Genomic DNA, 21,023 nt, shown 5'->3' on the forward strand with positions numbered 1-21,023 from the left:
CCACCATGAAATTCATCCATATTTGGGGAATCAAACAAAACAACCTCAAAAATATTGAGGTTAAGATTCCCCTCGGCAAGTTAACTGTTGTTTGTGGGCCATCCGGTTCAGGAAAAAGCTCCTTAGCTTTTGAAACTTTGTTTGCAGAAGGACAAAGACGTTTTATTGAGAGCATGTCCAATTATACTAAACAGTTTTTAAATAAAGCCCCAAAGCCTGATATTGAGGGAATCAATAATATTCCACCAGCAATTTGTATTGAACAAAAAAATTCAGTTAAAAACAGTAGGTCTACGGTGGGAACCACGACTGAATTGGTGGATTATTTCAGACTCCTTTTTGAAAAACTAGGAAACCCTTATTGCCCAACCCACCTCATTCCAACAGAAAAGCAAAGTGTGTCTCAGGCGACAGACCTTGTTTTAAATAAGTTTGCGGGACAAAGGGGTTATGTTCTTACCGAAATGGATAGCGCCCATCGCGCTCTCGAAGGAAAGAAACTGCATTCTTTTTTATTGAAGGAAGGATTCCTTAGAATTTTTATTCCGGAAACTAAAGATAATAAAAAGATATCTCCTCATTCTTCAGAATCTTTTTTAGGAAAAATTGTCGACTTATCAGATCCTGTGGTGATTAAAAAAGGTATTCCCAGTAAAACCTTTTATGTTGTCATTGATCGAATGGAATTTGTGAATGCAGAAAAAGCAAGACTTGCCGATTCTTTAACTCAAGCCTATGAGTCTTATTCTAAACTTAATAATTATGGTCCCTACAAGCGAGCCAAAGTGGTCACGACGGAGGGTAAGATCTTAAATTTAAGTGAAGAGTCTTGTTGTGGGGTTTGCGGGTACACGCCACCACCATTGCAATCCAGATTGTTTAGTTTTAATTCTCCGGTCGGGGCCTGTCCCACCTGTAAGGGTTTTGGAAATATTTTAAAACTAGATAGGGCCAAAGTGATTCCCAATCCAAAGCTGTCAATTCAAGATGGGGCCTTACATCCCTTTACAATGCCAAGTGCTTCTAGTGACCGCAAAGAATTATTATTATTTTGTAAGAAAAAAAAGATCCCTCTAAATCAACCTTGGGAATCACTTTCTAGTGATCATCAAAGTTTAATTTGGCAAGGAACTTCTGATTTTATGGGAGTTGAAGGTCTTTTTAAAATGCTTGAAAGTATAAAATATAAAATGCATGTGAGAGTCTTTATCTCTAGATACCGATCGCCCTCTCTCTGTTCTGAATGCGGTGGGGCCAGGTTACGAAAGGAAGTCCAGCATATTTTTTTTAAAGGTAAAAATATTAACGATTTTTCAAAAATGACTATTGAAAACTTATTTAAGTTTTTTAAAAGCTTAGAGTTAACTAGTTTCGAATTTGAAATCGTTCAAGAAGCATTTAAACAAATTCAATCAAGACTTGATTATTTAATGAGAGTCGGAGTTCATTATTTGACATTAAATCGTGAAACGCGAACCTTGTCTGGAGGTGAGTATCAAAGGCTTATGTTGGCCAATCAATTAGGGTCAGGATTGTCTCAGACTTTGTATGTATTGGATGAGCCGACAGTGGGTCTTCATCCCAGAGATAATGATCGATTGATTTCTATTCTAAAAGACTTAAAAAACTTAGGTAATACCTTAGTCATAGTAGAGCATGATCATGATGTGATTCAGAACAGTGATTATATCATTGAAATGGGCCCTGGATCGGGATTCCAAGGTGGGAAAGTTTTGTATTCAGGCGAGACCAAAGATTTTTTTAATTTTCCTGAATCTGTAACTGCAGTTTATGTAAATCCTGATAAAAAAATATCAGAATCAACACAAAAACGACCTATACAAATAGATTCCATAAAGTACAAATTGACTTTGAAAGGGGCCAGAGGAAATAACTTAAAAAATATAAATGTCACCATTCCCCTTAATCGTCTCGTTGTCGTGACTGGAGTCAGTGGTTCGGGTAAGTCGACATTAATTTCTAAAACCCTGTATCCTCTTCTTGCTAGAAATTTAGATATCGAGTTTTTAAACGCCCAAGACTGTGATTCCATCGAAGGAACTGAAAATTTAAAAAACGTCATTTTAATAGACCAATCGTCTATAGGAAAGTCGGCAAGAAGCTCGCCAATTACCTATATTAAATCCTTTGATACGATTCGGACTTTATTCTCGCAAATACAAGAAGCAAAGTTTCGCGGCTATACTCCTGGGACCTTCAGTCTTAATGTTGATGGAGGACGCTGTCCCGCCTGCAAGGGAACTGGATATGAAGAAATTGATATGCAGTTTATGGATAATGTCATTATCCCCTGTGATGTTTGTGATGGCAAAAAATTCCGGCAAGAAATTCTAGAAATATTATATAAAGGTAAAAACATTCATGATGTCTTAAGTATGACGGTTGCCGAAGGTATGGATTTTTTCGTGGCTCATCCAAACATAAGGAAATCTTTATCCGTTCTTAAAGAGGTAGGTCTTGATTATTTAAGACTAGGGCAGCCTTCCAGTAGTTTAAGCGGTGGAGAATCACAAAGATTAAAAATTGCCAAAGAACTAGCTGAAGTAAATCAAAAAGCCACTTTATATATATTAGATGAGCCGACAACAGGCTTACATTTTAGAGAAATTGACCTTTTAATGAAGGTGCTTAACCAACTTGTTGACTCTGGGGGGAGTGTCCTCGTTGTCGAACATAATCTAGATGTGATACGTAATGCCGACCACATTATTGATCTGGGGCCTGATGCTGGAGAACAGGGTGGGAAAGTCGTTATTCAAGGTACTTTGGAACAAATTATCAATGAAAAAAACAGCCTTACAGGGCAATATTTGAAAAAATACTTAGACTCTGGATTCGTGACGAAGTAGACATTATCCCTATGTACCCAACACTGCTTCGTATTTTATCGGAAATAAAACCTCATAAAAAAAAGTTACTAGTTATTGCCTTCACTGGAATTCTCTATTCGGCTGTGTATGCAAGGCTGGCACTCATTCTAAAAGATATCAATGATAGTTTTCAATCTGGAAATCAACATCGAGTCGCTGAAATTGGATTGATTGCTATTTCTATGGCGATTATCGTTGCTGTGAGCAGATATATTCATATTTTTACAATGAACTATGTTGCTGAAATAATTACAAATGTTTTTCGGTTAAAGTTGCAAAAAAAATTCATGCAATTGAGTCTTTCTTTTCATGGCCAATATGGATCTGGGTCTGGTGGCTTACTTAGTCGTATTATCAATGATATCAAGGTGATTCAAGATGGATTAAGAATGGTAGCTGATTTATTTCGCGAACCTTTGTTAGCTATCTTGTTATTAGGAAATCTGTTTTATTTAAATTGGAAATTAACTCTTATTATTTTAACATTGTTGCCTTTTATTCTTGTTTTCTTAAAACAAATTTCTAAGAGTTTAAGAAAATATGTCATTTTTGGCCAAGAAAATTTAGAAAAAATAACCTCAATTATCAAAGAATCCTTAGATGGTGTTAGAATCATTCAAAGTTTCAATCTTGAAAAAACAATGTCAGATAAATTGCAGACTCAAACAAATGAATACTTAGAAATCAGAAAAAAAGTTCATTCAAGAATTGAGATCATGGGGCCGGTCACAGAGCTAGTGGCTACGGCCTTGATTTTATCCATTTTCTTTTATTTTAGTATTGAGGTGGCAAAAGGAAATACAACAACGGGGGCAGTGCTTGCTTACATCACTTCTTTGCTGATGATTAATCAACCCATAAAAAAACTGCAGGAAAGCTATGTTCGAATTCAAGAAACTGTGGTTGCGGCAGATAGAGTATTTGAAATTTTAGATAACACCCATACAGTTGTCGAAGCCAAAAGCCCTAAACCGTTTCCAAGTGATTGGAAAAAAATCATCTATAAAAATGTCTCGTTTAAATATGGCAAGGAATTGGTGTTAAAAAATATCAATTTAGAGATTGAAAGAGGGCAGTCTATTGCCTTTGTGGGTGAAAGTGGGAGTGGGAAATCAACAATTGTAAATTTGCTTGAAAGGTTTTATGACCCTTCGGAAGGTCAAATTTTTATTGATAATATAAATATCAATGACTTTGATTTAAAAGATTTAAGAGCGAATATAGCTCTTGTTTCCCAGGAGGTATTTTTGTTCAGTGACACCATTGAAAACAATATTCATTCTGGTGATTTTACTAAAGCTAAGTTGGAGATTGAAAGTAAAGCCAAACATGCAAATGCTCATGATTTTATAATGAAAATGCCAATGGGATATCAAAGCGCAGCCGGAGATCGAGGGGCTCTCTTATCAGGTGGAGAAAAACAACGTGTGAGTTTGGCGAGAGCCTTCTTTAAAAATGCCTCTATTTTAATTTTGGATGAGGCAACGAGTGCCCTGGACTCTTCAAGTGAAAAAGAAGTACAAAAAGGAATTGATGAGCTGATGAAGGGAAGAACGAGCATCGTTGTTGCTCACCGATTATCAACCATACAGAACTGTGATTGTATCTATGTGATACAAAATGGAAATATTGTTGAACAGGGAAACTTTAGTGAACTTGTTAAAAATGAAAACCAGTTCACTAAATTCTATCATTTGCAAAGCTAGTTTTAAGAGTAACCTCAGGCCGTTCTGCGCTTTTGGGAGCAGGCTCTTTAGTAGGCTAGATGAATGAGACTTGCAACTAAACTTATCGTCATGGCGCCGCCAACAATCAGCAAGATGAATTTGGTAATAATGGCAAGGCCCATAGCTGCGATCATTAGTATATCTTTAATTTCCATGTTAACTCCTGTCCTATTTATCCCTAAGACTTCTTAAACACGCTCTTAGAATTTTCAATAAAAGTGTCTAATATAGTCTTAACTGCAACCTCAAATAGCGTCAATAGTCTTTTTGATGTCAGGGATTACACATATGAATCAACTCTTCGTTCTCGTCGGTTGGACTCCCTGCGACTTGGCTTTGCCAGGCCTCAGTCGTCTCCCTCCTGCGGCCTCGATTTGAGACATAGATGCAATCCTTGCTTTTGTTCGATAGTGTATCATTTCGAGAAATAATTTTTTAAAAAGACATTTAAGTTTTGAGTTAAATTCCGAATAGTCAATTATGAATACAAATGAAGTGTTAGTAAACAGTTTGCTGGATTTATTAAAGCACTCTATGGAAGAGAAAAGCAAAGAGCATTTCTTTTCAAAGTATTATCAGATAAGAAACTTAACGATTGATCAAACAACACCTGGAATGGTTCAGTATTATAAAGATTTGCTTAAGAGAGCTATCTATTTGTTTAATCAAGATAGAAATTTTAATTCTATTCTTTCTTCCATTATTTCATTGAGCTATTATTTAATTCAAGTGGATCAGTTTGATGAAGAATTGTTTTCGATTTTAGATGAGTGTTATCATTTGCCTGATGTCAGAGTCAAAGCGAACACCATTACGGCTTTTGGTGAATTTGATCCAAACTCTGAATTGTTTAAAGAGAACATAAATTCAAAGTATAATCGTATTGCAGCCGAAGCCATCATTGTGGAATCTAAAAAACATCTTACCGATTCATTAATTATAAAAATTGAAGAATTTTTAAAATCTCCTAATCCTTTTTTTATTTCTAGCGGGATATATATTGTTGGGCAGCTCATTGAGTTTTATAAGAGCCATTTACCTCCAGAGATTCACAAACTAGATCTTTCAATTAAAAAAATTGAGTTCTATTGTAAACATCCACATGAAATGATTCGAAAACGTGCCTTAAAAACAGCCGAAGTTATAAAGATGTATTATAAAAAATCAGCATAAATCAATTGTTATGAACGAAATAGCGGTTGTAGAAGGTCAAAAACCCTGTTTGTTGATTTTCTCATCGGAAATGACTAAAAAATCGATCCTTCTGTTCTTAGACCTGTTTTCTTCAGAGTCATTTGGTACCAAAGGTCTAGTGTCAGCATAGGCGGCCGCAGTTAGTTGAGTTGGATCCATGTGGTGATATTTGAGCAAGTATCTTACCACGGTGGTGGCCCTCAGGCTGGAAAGTTCCCAGTTACTTTCGATCATGCTGTTGATGATAGGAATATTGTCGGTGTGTCCTTCGATAATAATTTTATGTTTGGATTTTTCTAAATTTTTTACAATTTCATCAATGAGTTTTAAGGAAGACATCTTTAGCTTATAAGAACCAGGAGTAAAAAATGAAGAGGAGGCAAGACTCATTCGGACGCCAAACCATTCATGTTTTAAGGACGTCAGACTGTTTTTGATTAGCTTATCACTTGAATTGTCGATTTTTCTTTGTAGATAATCTTTAATTTCCCTTGGACTTCCATTATTTGGAAAATTATCAATGGGATGATTTAGTTCATGAAGTGATTCTGAAATTGTTGAAGCGCTTCCAGACTCTGAAGGATTAGTTTTTTGTGCAAGGTGAAGATTGTCCCGAACAGAACTCTCAAATTCTTTTTGCTTCTCTATATTATTTGTAGACGTGGCATACATAACAACAAAAAAAGCAAACAAGAGAGTGATAAAATCAGCATAGGAAATCAACCATCGTTCACTATTTTCATGATGATCTTGCCTGGGATTCTTTCTTATCATAGGGACATTGATTTTCCATTCACATAGGCCTTAAGTCTTTGATCGACAATCGTGGAGCTGAGGCCAGAGGAGATAAGTAGGGCTCCTTCTAAGACTATTTTTTTATTGTTAATTCGTTCGTGGATATAATTTTTGAGTTTATTTGCAAAAGGGAGGAATACAAGGTTGGCAAAACCTACCCCATAAATTGTTGCCACAAAAGCAACGGCGATTCCTTCACCCAGTTTTGCTGTATCGGATAAATTTCCCATCACATGAATCAAACCGAGCACCGCGCCAAGTATACCTATTGTTGGAGCAAATCCTCCAGCATCCTGCCAGATTTTGGCGCCAGCAAGTAAGGTTTCTTCTTCGCTATCGATTTCTGCATAAAAGGTGTCACGGGTAATTTGAATATCGATACCATCGACCACATTGCTCAAAATTTTTTTAAAAAAGGGATTTTTGACTTTTCCGACCTTGGATTCTAAGGCCATAAGGGAATCACGTTTAGCAATTTTTGTGCAGTCAACAATCTCTTGCAAAGTCTCTTTAAATTCAAAGTCTGACTTTGAAGAGTCTTTGAAGAGTTCTGCCAATAAAAGAAATCCCAATTTAAAATGACTTTGTTTTGATGACACCATTGTGGCACCGAGGGTGCCCGTAAGGACGATAAAACCAGCTGTAAATTGCATTAAAGAATTGGTGTGACCACCTTCTAAAAGGTTGCCTATGAATATGCCACCAATGCCAATGATTAACCCGATAAGGGTACTTAATTCCATACTTAAAAGTGTGTCATAAACAGGCCTGACAATCATCAATTATAAAACTCGAGTCTTGTGAAATGACTAAAACTCAACTATTGTAGATCCGATGTTGGATTGGATATGGCAAATGGACCTTGGTCTATTTCATTTTATAAATAGTTCTCTATCAAATAATTATTTTGATATTTTTTTTCCTTTTATTACGGATTTACACAAGAGTATTTATTTTATGATTACGGTCTATCCTTTGGTCCTGTTTGCCTTTCTATGGAAGTTTAAGAAAAAAGGCCTGCTCATTTTTTTATGTTTTATTTTAACCCTAGGCACGACAGATTTAGTGGGGAATTGGGTATTCAAAAAACAATTTCAAAGAGCCAGACCCGGAGACAATACCTCAATTCAAGTCCATGTACGATCCCCATACGGAGGTTACAGTTTTGTTTCAAACCATGCCGCAAATATGTTTGCTTTTGCTTTGGCTATGAGTTTTTTATTTCCGGTAGGAAGAGTTTTATTTTATTTATTAGCCGTTCTGATCGCATTTAGTCGAGTCTACAATGGTGTTCATTATCCATCGGATGTGATTTTAGGAGCTATTTTAGGGTTAGCCATGGCTTCGGTTTATATTTTAATTCTTAAAAAGTGGATTTTTTATTCAAAAAAGGTGATTGAATGAAGGTGTTAGTAACTGGTGCCAACGGTTTTTTGGGTGCTCATTTATGCCATAAGTTAATTCAAGAACAAATGCAGGTTTGTGGACTCATACGAAATACGAGTGACCTCTCCGATTTAAAAAAGAATAACGAAATGCAATTTTTGAGAGGTGATGTAACTGACCAAGAAAGTTTGGATAGGGCTTTGGCTGAACTCAAACCAGAAATAATTTTTCATTTAGCTGGGTATGTGGGGTATAAAAAATCTGAAAGAGATCTTATGGAAAAGGTCAATGTTCAGGGAACGCAAAATTTATTAGATTCAATGATTAAAAATAATATAAGAAAAATAATTCATGTTTCTTCTGTTGTTGCTGTTGGAGCTGGTTTTACAAAAGATGAAATTCTAAATGAGGAATCTGAGTACAATCTAACTCACTTGGATTTAGGTTATTTTGAAACCAAAAGAAAAGCAGAATTTTTGGTTAAAGAGAAAACAAAATTAAATCAGATTGAGAGTGTTATTCTTAATCCATCTACAATCTATGGCTCAGCTGACGCTAAAAAAGGAAGCCGAAAAACTCAGCTTAAAGTAGCCAAAGGAAAATTTAAATTTTATACCTCTGGAGGGGTAAGTATTATTTCCGTTGAAGATGTTATTGAGGGAATTTATCAAGGAATGCGGAAGGGGCGAAATGGAGAAAGATATATTCTTTCTGGAGATAATATCACTATAAAGTCTTTATTTGAAAAAATTGCCGCCTTTGCCAAGGTTTCTCCGCCAAAGTATTTTCTTCCTGACTGTGTTGTGCATTCTCTGGGTTTTGTAGGAGACCAATTAAGTTCATTAGGGTTTAAGGATACGATAAGCCGTGAAAACGCATGGTCTGCCACGCTATTTCACTGGTTTAGTAATGAGAAGGCTAAAAAAGAATTGGGGATCAAGTTCAAGGGCGCTGATTACGGCATTAAACAAAGTGTCGATTGGATGAGAGATCAACACTGGATATGAAAAAAATAAAGTTTGTATTAATCATTCTTATTGCTGGCGGTATGACTCTAACATTTTTTACTTTTTGGGTCATTTCACTAATTCCCAGTCGTAAAGATTTGATGAGCTGTTTTACAACCAAGATGTATGAAGTTAGGTTGTGTCCTGGATCATTAAATTATGTGCCCCTCTCTCAAATTTCAAAATACGTGCAAAAGGCAATCATCCTTTCTGAAGATTCCCTGTTCTATCAGCATAAAGGGTTTGATTGGCAATCCATAGAAAAATCAGCTAAGGAAAATTTAACAAAAGGTAAAATTAAAAGAGGGGGATCGACGATCACCCAACAATTAGCAAAAAATCTATATTTAACGAAAGAGAAGTCTCTAATTAGAAAGTTAGCGGAAGCATTTATCACTTTACAAATTGAAAAGAATCTCACCAAAAAAGAAATATTAGAAAAATATCTCAATGTGATAGAGTTTGGAAAAAACATATATGGAATCAAGGCCGCGGCAGAATATTATTTTAATAAGAAGCCATCTGAACTTGATGTCATAGAGAGTTCATTTTTGGCAATGTTGCTGCCAAATCCAATAAAATATTCGAAGTCATTTAAAAATAATCAATTAACACCATTTGCCTACGCACGAGTTAAAACCATTATTGAAAATTTATATAATTATCAACGGATTGAAGAGCAAGAATATCAAATTGCTATGAGTCGTTTAGAAACATTTTTATCAGATACGGATTCTGACTCTAAACTAGATTCAGAAGTTGAATCGGATTCTGAAAACAAATCAGATGAGGACGCTGACTTACTTTAATATTTTTTTTGAAATTTTATAGATGCTTAGATTTAAAAAAGCATAAGAAGTAAACATCAAGTAAAATAAATGAAGATAAAAAACAAGATTGATTTTTCCAGATAAAATTGTTCGACATAATTCCACACTGTGAGACAGTGGGAGCAAATAGGCGAGAATTTGCAAAATAAAAGGTTGCTGAGAAACAGGAAAATAGATGCCAGAGATTAGGGTCATTGGAATAATAAAGCCACTAGTGGCGTAAATAAAAGAGTCATAGTTTTTTGCTAAAGAAGTAATTAACATAGCGACACTGCTAAAGAGAAAACTCGTTAAGAGCAAGACCCATAGAACAAAAATAAATTTCCAGTCTTGGACAAGGCCCATAATTAAGGCAACAAAGGATAAACCAATAATTCCAAAAAAACCCTTACTTGTGGACCACAAAATTTCTCCAAGGACGATTTCTTGGGGGGTCATTTTTGTTAGAAGCATGTGACTGTAGAGCTTTTGATAAGTAAGTTTCGTGTAATTGGTGTAAGTACCTTCAAAAAAAGGAACCATCATGGCTGTCGAACATAAAAGTCCTGGGAAGAAAAAATCAACATAGTTTTGCCCGTTAATATTATTAATATAGGATCCAACTCCAAAACCAATGGCACCAAGATACATTAAAGGTTCAAGAATGACCCAAAATAAACTAACTAGAATAGTTCTTTTAAACTGAAGGAAGTTTCTGAACCAGATAAATCTGTAGCTATCACCCATCTTTGGAAAGGTTAATAGAATTTTTATATTTTCATTCATCTCTTAAATTGTAGCCTGCAAATTTTAAAAAAACATCATTTAAAGTGGGTTTTCTGATGGTTACTTTTTCACTCTTAATAATGTCAAAAATAACTTTTGATTCCTGACCTAGCTTCAGAAAAACCAATACCATATTATGATAAACTTGATACTCAAATTGGTGTTCTTTTAGGCGGTTAAGGTAATAATTTAGATCGGTGGGTTTTGCATAAAATTCCACAATTTCATGGCCAATATGTTGTTTAATTAAGTTTTTTGGCTGATCAAGACATAAAATTTTACCATGATCCATGATGGCGACTCGATCACAGAGCTCTTCCGCTTCGTCTATATAGTGAGTTGTTAAGAATATCGTTCCTTTAGTCTCTTTTATTTGTTTAATAAAATTCCATAACCAAAGCCTGGATTGGGGGTCCAAGCCTGTAGTTGGTTCGTCTAAAAAAATAATTTCGGGACTGTTTAACAGGGCTCTGGCAATGGCTAATCGCCGTTGCGTTCCACCACTTAGATTTTCTATATGATGATTTGCAAACTCCTCTAGTTTTAATAACCTCAAAAGAGAGCGTATTTTTTCTAGGGCTGCTTCAGGATCGATTTGATGGTATTTAGAAAATAGTTTTAGGTTGTCGATAAGGTTAAAGTCTGAATCTAACAAATTTTCTTGAGGAACAACTCCAATTTTTGATTTTATCTCACGAAAGTTTTTTTTGGCATTGAGACCAAGAACAAATAACTCTCCTTCCGTGATCATGGCATGACAATACATCATTTTCATTAAAGAAGTTTTGCCGGCTCCGTTCGGCCCCAACAATCCAAAACACTCGCCTTTAGTCACTTCGAGATCAATGCCATTTACAGCTATAAAATCTTCATATCTCTTTGTAAGATGTTTTGCTTCTATAGCTGTATCTAGTCCCATTGACTACTCTTTTGAAGATCTAGATCTCTTGTGTGGATCTAATTCACGGCAACGAATACGAATATGCTTAGGTGTTACTTCAATTAACTCATCATCGTTAATCCACTCAATCGCTTTTTCTAGACTCATTGGTTTTACGGGAACCAAGCGGATGGCTTCATCAGAGCCACTGGCTCTCACATTCGTTAGTTTTTTTTCTCTGGTCACGTTGACTTCCAGATTATTTTCCTTGGCATGTTCTCCAACAATCATTCCATCATAAACATCAGTTTGTGGAGTGACCAGCATCACGCCTCTTTCCTGTAAGTTCCAAATAGCATAGGCCGTCGTGACTCCATTTCTGTCAGAAATCATAGAGCCATTCATCCTCGCCCAAATATCCCCTTTATAATCATCCCAACCATCAAATTGAGTGTTGAGTAATCCTGTTCCTCGAGTGTCAGTTAAGAATTCGGATCTATATCCAATTAAGCCTCTGGATGGTATTCTAAATTCTAAGCGAGTTCTTCCAGAACCCTTTTGAACCATATTACTCATGACCCCTTTTCGTGTGCCCATTTTTTCTGTAACAACACCCACAAAAGCATCTTCGACATCGATAACGGCGATCTCCATTGGTTCTAATTTACGACCGTTTTCATTTTTAAAAATAACTTGAGGTTTTGAGACACAAAGCTCAAAATTTTCTCTTCTCATTTGTTCAATTAAGACTCCCAATTGCAACTCACCACGACCGATAACCTTGAAGGCATCGGTGCTATCTGTTTTTTCAACACGGATAGCGACATTATGAAGTAATTCCTTTTCGAGTCTTTCTAGAATTTTTCGAGAAGTGACATTCTTGCCATCCCGACCAGCGAAAGGACCATTGTTAACAGAAAAAATCATTCCAACTGTAGGCTCTTCAACGGCAATTCTTTTTAAGGGCATGGGCTCATTAACAGATGTGATAGTATCTCCAATGGTGAAATCCTCTAGTCCAGCAACGATGGCAATATCGCCGGCGCCAATTTCTTGAACGGGAATTTGGTTATTCACATGATATTGAAACAAGGCGCTGACCTTTAGTTTTTTAGATCCTTTTTCCTGAACAACTAAGACATCGTCATTTACTTTGATCACTCCCGCACGAACTCGACCAATAGCAAGTCTGCCGACATAATCATTGTAAGAAATATTTGAAACCATAATTTGCAATGAGTTTCCTTCGCTCACCTTAGGTGGAGGAACGAGGTTAATTATAGCCTCATAAAGGCATTCTAAATTATCCGTTTTTACCTTGGGGTCTAGGGTAGCCATGCCTTCACGGGCAATGGCATAAACAGTGTGAAAATCACACTGTTCCTCGGTGGCATCCAAATCGATAAATAAATCGAAAACCTCGTTATGAACTTCTTGAATACGAGCATCTGATCGGTCAATTTTGTTGATGCAAACAATGACTTTGATATTTTGCTCTAGGGCCTTCTTAAGCACAAAGCGGGTTTGAGGCAAAGGACCTTCAGACGCATCCACCAAAAGAATAGCCCCTTCGACCATATTTAAAATACGTTCGACTTCACCACCAAAATCCGAGTGCCCGGGTGTATCGACGATGTTAATTTTGAAATCTTTATATTGAAAAGAAGCATTTTTTGCAGCAATAGTGATCCCGCGCTCTTTTTCGAGATCCATTGAATCCATCAGTCTTTCTGCAACATGTTGGTTATCCCTAAATGTACCTGCTTGTTTAATTAAATGGTCAACAAGGGTTGTTTTTCCATGGTCAACGTGTGCAATAATAGCAATATTCCTGATGTGTTTGTTATCAATCATAATTTTCCTTATTTTTTGTGAAATTAGCTTGCTGATGATCCTCTATTTTTTGTACTTTGTCTAGTTAAAGTCTAACCATGCCCGCCCATGAGAAATTTATCGTTGTTGGTGTCCTCAGGAATGAAGTGTTTATGATCAGAGAAATAAAGCAAAGCGGCTTCTAATATAAGTTCATTGCTGGTGAGCTCAAAAATTTTTTTTCTAAATTTAGCAGATTCAGGAAAACCTGAAGAAAACCAAGCTGCAAACTTCTTTAATTGAATCCCTCTGATTTGATCCGAGCTATGCAAAGAGTATAAACGATTGAGTTCATTCAGAACATGAGAAAAGTCCCTTGCAAATGGAGGTGGGGATGAGGGTGTGAATGTGGATAGAGAGGCTGATAATGTTGATAAGTGTTTTTCACTAGATCTCCGTATTTCTAGAGATTCTTTAAAAATAAAGGGATTTTTTAGGGCGCCTCGACCAATTAAAACGCCATCACAACCAGAAGTTGTTAGTCTAAAATTAGCCTCTTTGGCAGAATGAATGTCACCGTTACCCAGAATGGGGATTTTCACTTTACTTTTAACATCAGCAATATAGTCCCAATCAGCAATACCTTCATAATTTTGAGCACGGGTGCGGCCATGAATGGCAACCCAGGTAACACCTTCGTTATAAGCTATATGGCACACTTCCACAGAATTTCTTGATAGATGGTCCCAACCCGTTCGAATTTTGATAGTAACAGGGATCTTGACAGCCTTAACAACAGCACGCACCAGCTGAGTCAATTTTGTAAGATCTTTGAGGACGGCGGATCCCCCACCTTTTTTGGTCACTTTGGGAACAGGACATCCAAAATTGATATCAATAAAATCTACATTTTTTAATTCAACGACCTGAGCGGCACTCGCCAATACTTCAGGTTCATCACCAAATAATTGAATAGCCACGGGTCGTTGAATTTCATCAAAACCCATCATTGCTAACGTTTTTGCATTTTCATACTCAATTCCATTGGCACTGATTAGTTCAGAAACAACAACACTGCTACCCAGAGTTTTCATTAAAGTTCTGAAGGGATGATCTGTAATTCCAGCCATAGGAGCAAGAACAAATGGATTTGATTTTAGTTGAGAAATGAGGGGGCAGTCTACAGCCATGTAATTCTTCCTTCCATTTGCCTTGGAGCTTTTGGAGGCTGATGATCGGGTACACCTACCGCAATTCCACATAAGAGTTCGAGTTCTCCCGATTTGTACTCTGGTAAGTTCTCTATTCCTAAAAACTTATCCACCTCTGCCTTTATTTCCAAGGGGGCGCCCATAGTGCAACAGCCAAGCCCTTCGGCGAGGCAGGCTAAATTAATATTTTCAACTGCCATATAAACACTGCCAATACTGGTGAGATATTTCTCATCAGGAGAATTATGGGAATAACAAAAAATCAAAACGGGAGCCCCCCCTAGAGTAAAAAAGAATCGTTCTGTAAAATCATATAAAGAGGGCTTCAATTTTACTTTTAAAATATCTTTAATTGCTAACCATGTTTTTTGTGACAATTTTAAATATTCATTTCTTTTATCTCCTTGAACGACAAAAAAGCGCCAATTTTGTCTGTTCTTTCCGGAAGGGGCGTGACAACCGGCAAGCAAAATTCTTTCAATGATCTTCTTATCAATGGAATCCTTGGTGAATTTTCTGATCGACTTTCTAGATTCAATGAAGGCATAAAATATTTCTTTGTCCAAAAAGTGATCCTTTTTCCGATGCTAGCATCTTGTCTAGTTTAATACAGTAAAGACCCTTAGAGAAAAGAGCCTATTGTCGTTTGCTGCCTATTATGACATAGTCTAGGGAATAATGAAATTTCAAAAATTAATAATTATTCTATTTTTAATCTCATTAAGTATGGTAGTCATCGTTTCTGTTCCAAATTTAAAAAGGTCAGCAAAAAGTTTCTTTCTAGATCAAAAAAGAGTTATTTTGGGAAAAGTTCAAGGTGAAGTGACCCCTGGGGGTGAAAAATTTGTAATTATAAAGATCAAACAAAAAGATCAAATATTTATTGAGATTTATAAAGAGGAAGAAAAATCAGAAAATTTAAATTTTTTACAAAAAATTTCTATTCCAGAAAACAATGAAGGTTCTTTAAGCAATAGGGGTGAGGTGACGAATTTAGGATTTGCTGACGTTGATAATGATTCGTTTATGGAAATTCTAGTACCTGTATTCAATTCAGAAATGGTTCCAAGACTTTACACCTTTAAATATAACTCTGCAAATAGTACATTTGAACCCATGGGGGGCGCCCTCTAGCCGTAACCCGGGGTTATGGCTTGATCATGTGAGAAAATCTAGACTAAAATTCAGAAGATGTATTTTTAACAGATCTAATTTTATTAATTTCAGTTTGAGACTTAGAATAACAAGATGATTGAATTTTCTCATTTATACAAAACCTATCATCATCAAGTTCACGCATTGAAAAATATTTCATTTAATATAAGTTCTGGTGAGTTTGTTTTTTTAACTGGCCCTAGTGGTTCTGGAAAATCAACCCTCTTCAAAATGATAAATGGATATGAAGCACCTACTTCTGGAAATGTAAATGTGGCTAACTACGATGTGGCTAAGTTAGGCGAAAAAGATATCCCCTATTTTCGACGAAAATTGGGAATCGTTTTTCAGGATTTTAAACTTTTATATGATAAAACGGTAATGCAAAATATTTCTCTGCCTTTGATCGTTCAAAAATATTCTGACTCCTATGTAAGAAAAAGAGTTCATGATGTTTTAGATTTGGTGGGGCTTTCTCATAAAAAGGAACAATATCCAGAATATCTTTCTGGAGGAGAACAGCAACGCACGGCCATCGCTAGGGCCATCGTACATCAACCAGGAGTTTTAATCGCTGATGAACCAACGGGAAATTTAGACCCAGAAATGAGTCAGCATATTATTGATGTCTTTGAAAAAGTATGTGCTCAAGGAACAACTGTATTTATTGCGACTCACGATCTAGAAATGGTAAAAAAAAGAAATAAAAGGGTTTTGCAAATTAAAGATGGTTGTCTATGAACTATAAGACGCAAAAAACGTTTTTAAGATTGACCACCGTATTAATTTCCACAGCTGGTCTATCTTTGGTTTTGAGTTTTTATATAGTATTTAAAAATATAAATAATATTATTGTTACCTGGGGTGAAGCTGAAAAAGTTACGGTCTATTTTGATTCAGAAGCATCGAGCCAAAATATAGAAAATGGTAAACAAAAAATAGAAGCAATGAAAGATGTTCTGAGTGTTAACTTAATTACCAAAGAAGCTGCTATTCAAGAGTTCAAAGCGCAAATGGGTGGTTATATTAAAGATATCAAAAAAGATATAGATCTGGTTCAAATTATTCCCAGTTATCTGGAAGTCACGATAAAATCTGGCGAATCTCTTGAGGAAACGATTCAAAAAATAAATAAATTATCAAAAAAAATCGAGGCATTAGATTTTGTGGAAGAAGTTTTTTACGGCTCTATTTGGATAGAAAAATATGCAAAAATTATTGAGTACCTATCAAGCATGGCGGGATTTATTGGATTCATATTGATGTGCACGACTTACTTTGTAATTTCAAATTTAATAAAAACAAATTTATTTCAGAGAGCTAAAGAGATTGAAGTTCTTGAAATGATTGGAGCAACCAAATCCTTCATTCGAAAACCATTTTTAATTGAAGGAGTTTTAATGAGTTCTATCGCCGGATCTCTGGCGGTGATGATCATAGGATTGGTGATTTATTTTATTAACATTAAATTCGCTTCACAGATTAGTTTTTTTAAAATGGAGCCAGTTTTTAAATTTATTACCTTTAAAGAGGTTAGTGTTTTTATGATCATTTCCATGGGAATAGGACTTGGTGCTTCCTATCTAAATTTGATTCGTTTCAGATGGAACTCTGAAAGATGATAAAATGGACCATATTTTATCTTTTTTATTCATTTACGTCTCAAGGAGAAGAAAGAGTAAATCAATTATATAACTCAACTAAAAGTAAAATTGAAGAACTTGATAGAAAACAAGATCAAATTGTGAATGCACTCATTAAAATTAACATTAAAACAAAAAAAATGACTTATGAAATAGATAAATTAGCGAAAGAAAAAGAGTTATTGGAAATAGGTTTAGAGAAAAACATTCAAGAGATCAAAGAAATTTCGGCTAAAATGTCAGAAACAAGAAAAGAATTTGTTAATAAATTTAAAATGTTAAACAGGTTTAAGGGCGAAGATATTTTGAAAACGGCGCTGATGTTTCCTAAATTATCTCAGATAGAGAAAAATGCAAAAATGATGGGGTTAATTGCTGCAAATGATATTATTTCAATACAAGAATACTTTGAGGGAAAAGCAAAGTTGAAAGAAAAAATCCTCTTCTCAAAAAAAAAAATTGTCGATTTAAATACGATAACTAAAGACATAGAACAAAAAAAATTAAATTTGGAGTCTGAATATAAAAGCAAAACTAGTTTTCTAGAAAAAATTAAAAAATCAACATTATTTAGTCTTTCTCGCTTAGAAAAATTTAAAAAAAACAAGAAGGATTCCAATTTGAATGATTCGGGTGTGTTGGATTTTTTAACGAGTGAGTCTTTAGCAGAAAAAAAGGGAAAGATCCTAAGTCCCATAGAGGGTCGAATCATTGAAACCTATGGCTATCAAGAAAAGGAAACAAACGCCTATTTAAATAATTCAGGCGTATTTGTTTCAGCAAGCGAAAATCAGCCGGTTAGATCCATCTATCAGGGTCTTGTTATTGAGGAAGGCTTCGTAAATGGGTTGGGAAATTTTATTATCATTGATCATGGTGACAATTACTATTCGGTCTATGGCAATATTAAAAAATTAAGCATTAAAAAAGGTGATAGATTAAAAACAGGTCAGATACTGGCCAGTATTGATCATCAGTATATCGATAATCAACTTGGATTGTATTTTGAGTTAAGACATTATTCGAAAGTATTAAATCCACAAAACTGGATCGGGGGATGGAATGAAGAAGTTCAAACAAGAAGTCGGTAATAAAAAATGGTGGATGATAGGCATAACAAGTTTGGTCTTTTTATTTTTAGCGAGCCAAGCTCAAGAAAGATATACGGAATTGCAAAACTTTAGCAAGGTACTAAATTTAATCCAACAATACTATGTGGAAGAAGTGAACACTAAAAAACTAATTCAGGGAGCAATCAAAGGAATGCTAAAGGAGTTAGATCCTCATACAAGTTTCATGGCTGCGGATGTATTTAAAGAATTTGAATCAGAGACTTCAGGTGAGTTTGCTGGTTTGGGTGTTGAAATGACCATACAAAATGGAATCTTGACAATTATTTCGCCGATCGAAGACACTCCCGCTTGGAATGCGGGAGTGAAGGCTGGGGATAAGGTCATTGCCATCGATGGAAATTCGACGAAAGGACTTTCCCTTGTAGAAGCTTCTCAGCTGATAAAAGGGAAAAATGGCAGCAAGGTCATTTTAAAAGTAGTGAGAGATAAAACTCCTGAACCGATAGATATCTCTATCACTCGAGCTCAAATTAAAATCAAATCGATAAAATACACGAATTTAGAAGACGGATTTGGCTATATTAGAATTACAAGTTTTATAGAAAACTCAGCTAAGGATCTTGAGAAAGCCATAGATAAACATCTCGAAAAAAATAAAAAAATAGAAGGAATTATCATCGATCTCAGAAGAAATCCTGGTGGTTTATTAGAACAAGCCATAAAAATTAGCGATATGTTTTTAAAAGAGGGAGTCATTGTTAGCACGATTGGACGTAACAAAAGTGAAAAAGAAGTCTCTTATGCCAGCAAGAAAGGAAAATATACTGATTTTCCACTCATCATTTTAGTTAATGAATACTCGGCCAGTGCAAGCGAAATTGTATCAGGGGCCCTTCAAGATAACAAAAGAGCGCTTATCGTTGGCGAAAGAACTTTTGGTAAAGGTTCTGTACAATCCATTGTGAAGCTGCCAGATGGAAGCGGGTTAAAATTAACGGTAGCAAGGTATTACACGCCGAGTGGTATCTCTATACAAGCAGAAGGAATTAAACCTGACATTGAAATAGAAGATGTAGAAGTCGAACAGTTTACTAAAGCCTTGGTTAAACAAAAAATTTCAAGAGAAAAAGATATTCAAGGTCATTTAAAAGGCGATCGAGAGAAAACAGATTCTGAATCTAAATCCAAGAGTGATTCTGAAGAAGGCTCAGCAAGTCCCTTAGCTTGGTGGAACAATGTCGCTTCATCAAAAGAAGAAACTCTTTCTCCAAAACAAAAACTTTTAAAAAGTGATTATCAAATCTATCAGGCCTATAATTACATTAAAACCTGGAAGACCTTAAAACTTTTAAATAAATAATCAGGGATTACGTATATAACTCAACTCTTCGTTCTCGTCGGTCGGACTCCCTGCGACTTGGCTTTGCTTGCTAAATAAATAAATCTATTTTTTGATGAGCCCTTTAGTCCAGCGCTCCCTGCGACTGTTCATTCTTCTATAGAAAATCATCAATATGAAAGTCTTGAGAAAGTTCATCTTTTGTCTAGGAAAAATTTGTCTGTGACGATGGCTTAGGAAAAAAATTCCATTTTATTTCAAAAACTATACTCATGTCCCGTTAATTCTCGATCAAAATACCCCGTATAAAGGTGCACAGACGCACACAAGGTCCGATCCAAACGATAGGGAAAAGACCAAGGTGCTAAAACAATAACAATACCTTAACGGAGGGTAAACAAATGGGAATGAGAATCTCGACAAACATCGCGGCTGTTAACGCACAAAGAAATTTAGTTACCAGTCAAAAAACAATTCAAAAATCGATGCAGCAGTTGGCTTCTGGAAGCCGAATAAATATCGCTGCTGACGATGCAGCTGGACTAGCCATATCAGAGGGCTTAAAGGCCCAAGCAAGATCAGCGGGGCAAGCAAGAAGAAATGCGAATGATGGAATTTCAATGATTCAGACAGCGGAAGGCGGTTTGAATGAAATTTCAAATATTGTTGTCAGATTGAGAGAGTTAGGAATGCAATCAGCCTCTGATACTGTTTCTGACACGGAAAGAGGATTTTTAAACAAAGAAGTCACTCAGTTAAAAAGTGAAGTTCAAAGATTGGCCAATGTGACAACCTGGGGTAAAACTAAATTGTTAGATGGGTCGACTCAGACTTTTGATTATCAAGTCGGGCTTTATCAGGACCCACAGAACAGTATTATTTCTTTTGTCGCTTCGGACAATGTGGCTACTTTAGATGGTTTAGATATTGAGGGCATTGATTTCTCATCAAAACGAGGAGCACAGGATGGTCTTGAAAATTTAGATAATGCCCTAACCAAAGTAAATGGCATGAGATCAAATCTTGGAGCTTTGCAAAACAGATTGAACTCCACTTCTGATAACTTATCTGTTCAGGAAGAAAATATTCTTTCAGCAAATAGTCGAATCAGAGATACAGATGTGGCAATGGCGTCATCGGAAATGGTTCGAAATAATATTCTATTGCAGGCAGGTACCGCCACCTTGTCTCAAGCAAATCAAGTAAATTCATTAGCTCTTAAACTTATCGGTTAACCCATAACTGATAAGATTGTTCTCCGTTACTGGCACAAGTAAAGCAAGGACTTGAATTACTTGTGCTGGATTTTAACAGA

The 21,023-nt window shown here is 35.7% G+C and carries 19 protein-coding genes; 12 read left to right on the plus strand and 7 right to left on the minus strand.

Translation table 11 applies throughout. From position 1 onward, the window contains the following. Positions 1-5 precede the first annotated feature (5 nt). From uvrA to J0M15_10420, 3 genes are all read left to right on the plus strand, one after another. Positions 6-2,870, plus strand: a complete 2,865-nt coding sequence (gene uvrA / locus J0M15_10410; protein ID MBN8537453.1) for an excinuclease ABC subunit UvrA — start codon at positions 6-8, stop codon at positions 2,868-2,870. Positions 2,871-2,881: 11 nt separating this feature from the next. Beyond that, positions 2,882-4,597 carry an ABC transporter ATP-binding protein gene (locus tag J0M15_10415; GenBank protein MBN8537454.1) on the plus strand — a complete coding sequence of 572 codons (1,716 nt, stop codon included), beginning with the start codon at positions 2,882-2,884 and terminating at the stop codon, positions 4,595-4,597. Positions 4,598-5,098: 501 nt separating this feature from the next. Continuing rightward, positions 5,099-5,791: a hypothetical protein gene (locus J0M15_10420; GenBank protein MBN8537455.1), complete on the plus strand. Its 693-nt coding sequence runs from the start codon at positions 5,099-5,101 to the stop codon at positions 5,789-5,791. 36 nt (positions 5,792-5,827) lie between these two features. Here J0M15_10420 and J0M15_10425 read toward each other — a convergent pair whose 3' ends face one another. Both J0M15_10425 and J0M15_10430 read right to left on the minus strand, forming a co-directional pair. Continuing rightward, positions 5,828-6,586, minus strand: coding sequence for an OmpA family protein (locus tag J0M15_10425; GenBank protein ID MBN8537456.1), 759 nt, complete (start codon positions 6,584-6,586; stop codon positions 5,828-5,830). After that, positions 6,583-7,386, minus strand: a complete 804-nt coding sequence (locus tag J0M15_10430; GenBank protein ID MBN8537457.1) for a flagellar motor protein — start codon at positions 7,384-7,386, stop codon at positions 6,583-6,585. Before J0M15_10430 ends, J0M15_10425 begins: the two co-directional genes overlap by 4 nt. Before the next feature lie 55 nt (positions 7,387-7,441). Between J0M15_10430 and J0M15_10435 the strand changes: the two genes are divergently transcribed. From J0M15_10435 to mtgA, 3 genes are read left to right on the plus strand one after another with little or no spacing between them, the layout of a single operon-like run. Then, positions 7,442-8,011 carry a phosphatase PAP2 family protein gene (locus J0M15_10435; protein MBN8537458.1) on the plus strand — a complete coding sequence of 190 codons (570 nt, stop codon included), beginning with the start codon at positions 7,442-7,444 and terminating at the stop codon, positions 8,009-8,011. Beyond that, positions 8,008-9,000: an SDR family NAD(P)-dependent oxidoreductase gene (locus J0M15_10440; protein ID MBN8537459.1), complete on the plus strand. Its 993-nt coding sequence runs from the start codon at positions 8,008-8,010 to the stop codon at positions 8,998-9,000. Before J0M15_10435 ends, J0M15_10440 begins: the two co-directional genes overlap by 4 nt. A 41-nt stretch (positions 9,001-9,041) precedes the next feature. Next, positions 9,042-9,809 (plus strand): monofunctional biosynthetic peptidoglycan transglycosylase, encoded by a 768-nt coding sequence (gene mtgA, locus J0M15_10445; GenBank protein ID MBN8537460.1) that lies wholly within the window; start codon positions 9,042-9,044, stop codon positions 9,807-9,809. On the opposite strand, the gene J0M15_10450 is transcribed toward mtgA, so the two are convergent. The 5 genes from J0M15_10450 to J0M15_10470 all read right to left on the minus strand — a co-directional run bounded on the left by J0M15_10450 (position 9,801) and on the right by J0M15_10470 (position 15,064). After that, positions 9,801-10,556, minus strand: a complete 756-nt coding sequence (locus J0M15_10450; protein ID MBN8537461.1) for an ABC transporter permease — start codon at positions 10,554-10,556, stop codon at positions 9,801-9,803. The genes mtgA and J0M15_10450 overlap by 9 nt on opposite strands. A 31-nt stretch (positions 10,557-10,587) precedes the next feature. Next, positions 10,588-11,514, minus strand: a complete 927-nt coding sequence (locus tag J0M15_10455) for an ABC transporter ATP-binding protein (GenBank protein ID MBN8537462.1) — start codon at positions 11,512-11,514, stop codon at positions 10,588-10,590. A gap of 3 nt (positions 11,515-11,517) precedes the next feature. Further along, positions 11,518-13,329 (minus strand): translational GTPase TypA, encoded by a 1,812-nt coding sequence (gene typA, locus J0M15_10460; GenBank protein MBN8537463.1) that lies wholly within the window; start codon positions 13,327-13,329, stop codon positions 11,518-11,520. A 71-nt stretch (positions 13,330-13,400) separates the two neighbouring features. Then, positions 13,401-14,477 (minus strand): tRNA dihydrouridine synthase DusB, encoded by a 1,077-nt coding sequence (gene dusB, locus J0M15_10465; protein ID MBN8537464.1) that lies wholly within the window; start codon positions 14,475-14,477, stop codon positions 13,401-13,403. Further along, complete coding sequence (locus tag J0M15_10470; protein ID MBN8537465.1) at positions 14,468-15,064, minus strand: nitroreductase family protein; 597 nt, start codon at positions 15,062-15,064, stop codon at positions 14,468-14,470. Before J0M15_10470 ends, dusB begins: the two co-directional genes overlap by 10 nt. 112 nt (positions 15,065-15,176) lie before the next feature. Between J0M15_10470 and J0M15_10475 the strand changes: the two genes are divergently transcribed. The 6 genes from J0M15_10475 to J0M15_10500 all read left to right on the plus strand — a co-directional run bounded on the left by J0M15_10475 (position 15,177) and on the right by J0M15_10500 (position 20,943). Beyond that, positions 15,177-15,632 (plus strand): hypothetical protein, encoded by a 456-nt coding sequence (locus J0M15_10475; protein ID MBN8537466.1) that lies wholly within the window; start codon positions 15,177-15,179, stop codon positions 15,630-15,632. A gap of 114 nt (positions 15,633-15,746) precedes the next feature. Beyond that, entirely contained in the window at positions 15,747-16,394 is a 648-nt protein-coding gene (ftsE, locus tag J0M15_10480) for a cell division ATP-binding protein FtsE (GenBank protein ID MBN8537467.1), read from the plus strand. Next, positions 16,391-17,275: a hypothetical protein gene (locus J0M15_10485; GenBank protein MBN8537468.1), complete on the plus strand. Its 885-nt coding sequence runs from the start codon at positions 16,391-16,393 to the stop codon at positions 17,273-17,275. Before ftsE ends, J0M15_10485 begins: the two co-directional genes overlap by 4 nt. Then, positions 17,272-18,387: a peptidoglycan DD-metalloendopeptidase family protein gene (locus J0M15_10490; protein ID MBN8537469.1), complete on the plus strand. Its 1,116-nt coding sequence runs from the start codon at positions 17,272-17,274 to the stop codon at positions 18,385-18,387. The genes J0M15_10485 and J0M15_10490 overlap by 4 nt, the downstream gene beginning before the upstream one ends. Continuing rightward, positions 18,359-19,729, plus strand: a complete 1,371-nt coding sequence (locus tag J0M15_10495; GenBank protein MBN8537470.1) for a S41 family peptidase — start codon at positions 18,359-18,361, stop codon at positions 19,727-19,729. Before J0M15_10490 ends, J0M15_10495 begins: the two co-directional genes overlap by 29 nt. Before the next feature lie 380 nt (positions 19,730-20,109). After that, positions 20,110-20,943, plus strand: coding sequence for a flagellin FliC (locus J0M15_10500; GenBank protein ID MBN8537471.1), 834 nt, complete (start codon positions 20,110-20,112; stop codon positions 20,941-20,943). The last annotated feature ends 80 nt before the right edge of the window (positions 20,944-21,023 follow it).

Source organism: Deltaproteobacteria bacterium, assembly GCA_017302835.1.
Lineage (GTDB): Bacteria > Bdellovibrionota > Bdellovibrionia > Bdellovibrionales > Bdellovibrionaceae > UBA2316.

Coding starts and splice junctions, on each gene's coding strand:
- uvrA (MBN8537453.1), top strand. CDS start 6: ATGAAATTCATCCATATTTGGGGAATCAAACAAAACAACCTCAAAAAT.
- J0M15_10430 (MBN8537457.1), bottom strand. CDS start 7,386: ATGATTGTCAGGCCTGTTTATGACACACTTTTAAGTATGGAATTAAGT.
- J0M15_10420 (MBN8537455.1), top strand. CDS start 5,099: ATGAATACAAATGAAGTGTTAGTAAACAGTTTGCTGGATTTATTAAAG.
- J0M15_10495 (MBN8537470.1), top strand. CDS start 18,359: ATGAAGAAGTTCAAACAAGAAGTCGGTAATAAAAAATGGTGGATGATA.
- ftsE (MBN8537467.1), top strand. CDS start 15,747: ATGATTGAATTTTCTCATTTATACAAAACCTATCATCATCAAGTTCAC.
- J0M15_10425 (MBN8537456.1), bottom strand. CDS start 6,586: ATGATAAGAAAGAATCCCAGGCAAGATCATCATGAAAATAGTGAACGA.
- J0M15_10450 (MBN8537461.1), bottom strand. CDS start 10,556: ATGGGTGATAGCTACAGATTTATCTGGTTCAGAAACTTCCTTCAGTTT.
- J0M15_10415 (MBN8537454.1), top strand. CDS start 2,882: ATGTACCCAACACTGCTTCGTATTTTATCGGAAATAAAACCTCATAAA.
- dusB (MBN8537464.1), bottom strand. CDS start 14,477: ATGGCTGTAGACTGCCCCCTCATTTCTCAACTAAAATCAAATCCATTT.
- J0M15_10440 (MBN8537459.1), top strand. CDS start 8,008: ATGAAGGTGTTAGTAACTGGTGCCAACGGTTTTTTGGGTGCTCATTTA.
- typA (MBN8537463.1), bottom strand. CDS start 13,329: ATGATTGATAACAAACACATCAGGAATATTGCTATTATTGCACACGTT.
- J0M15_10500 (MBN8537471.1), top strand. CDS start 20,110: ATGGGAATGAGAATCTCGACAAACATCGCGGCTGTTAACGCACAAAGA.
- J0M15_10455 (MBN8537462.1), bottom strand. CDS start 11,514: ATGGGACTAGATACAGCTATAGAAGCAAAACATCTTACAAAGAGATAT.
- J0M15_10485 (MBN8537468.1), top strand. CDS start 16,391: ATGAACTATAAGACGCAAAAAACGTTTTTAAGATTGACCACCGTATTA.
- J0M15_10475 (MBN8537466.1), top strand. CDS start 15,177: ATGAAATTTCAAAAATTAATAATTATTCTATTTTTAATCTCATTAAGT.
- J0M15_10490 (MBN8537469.1), top strand. CDS start 17,272: ATGATAAAATGGACCATATTTTATCTTTTTTATTCATTTACGTCTCAA.
- mtgA (MBN8537460.1), top strand. CDS start 9,042: ATGACTCTAACATTTTTTACTTTTTGGGTCATTTCACTAATTCCCAGT.
- J0M15_10435 (MBN8537458.1), top strand. CDS start 7,442: ATGTTGGATTGGATATGGCAAATGGACCTTGGTCTATTTCATTTTATA.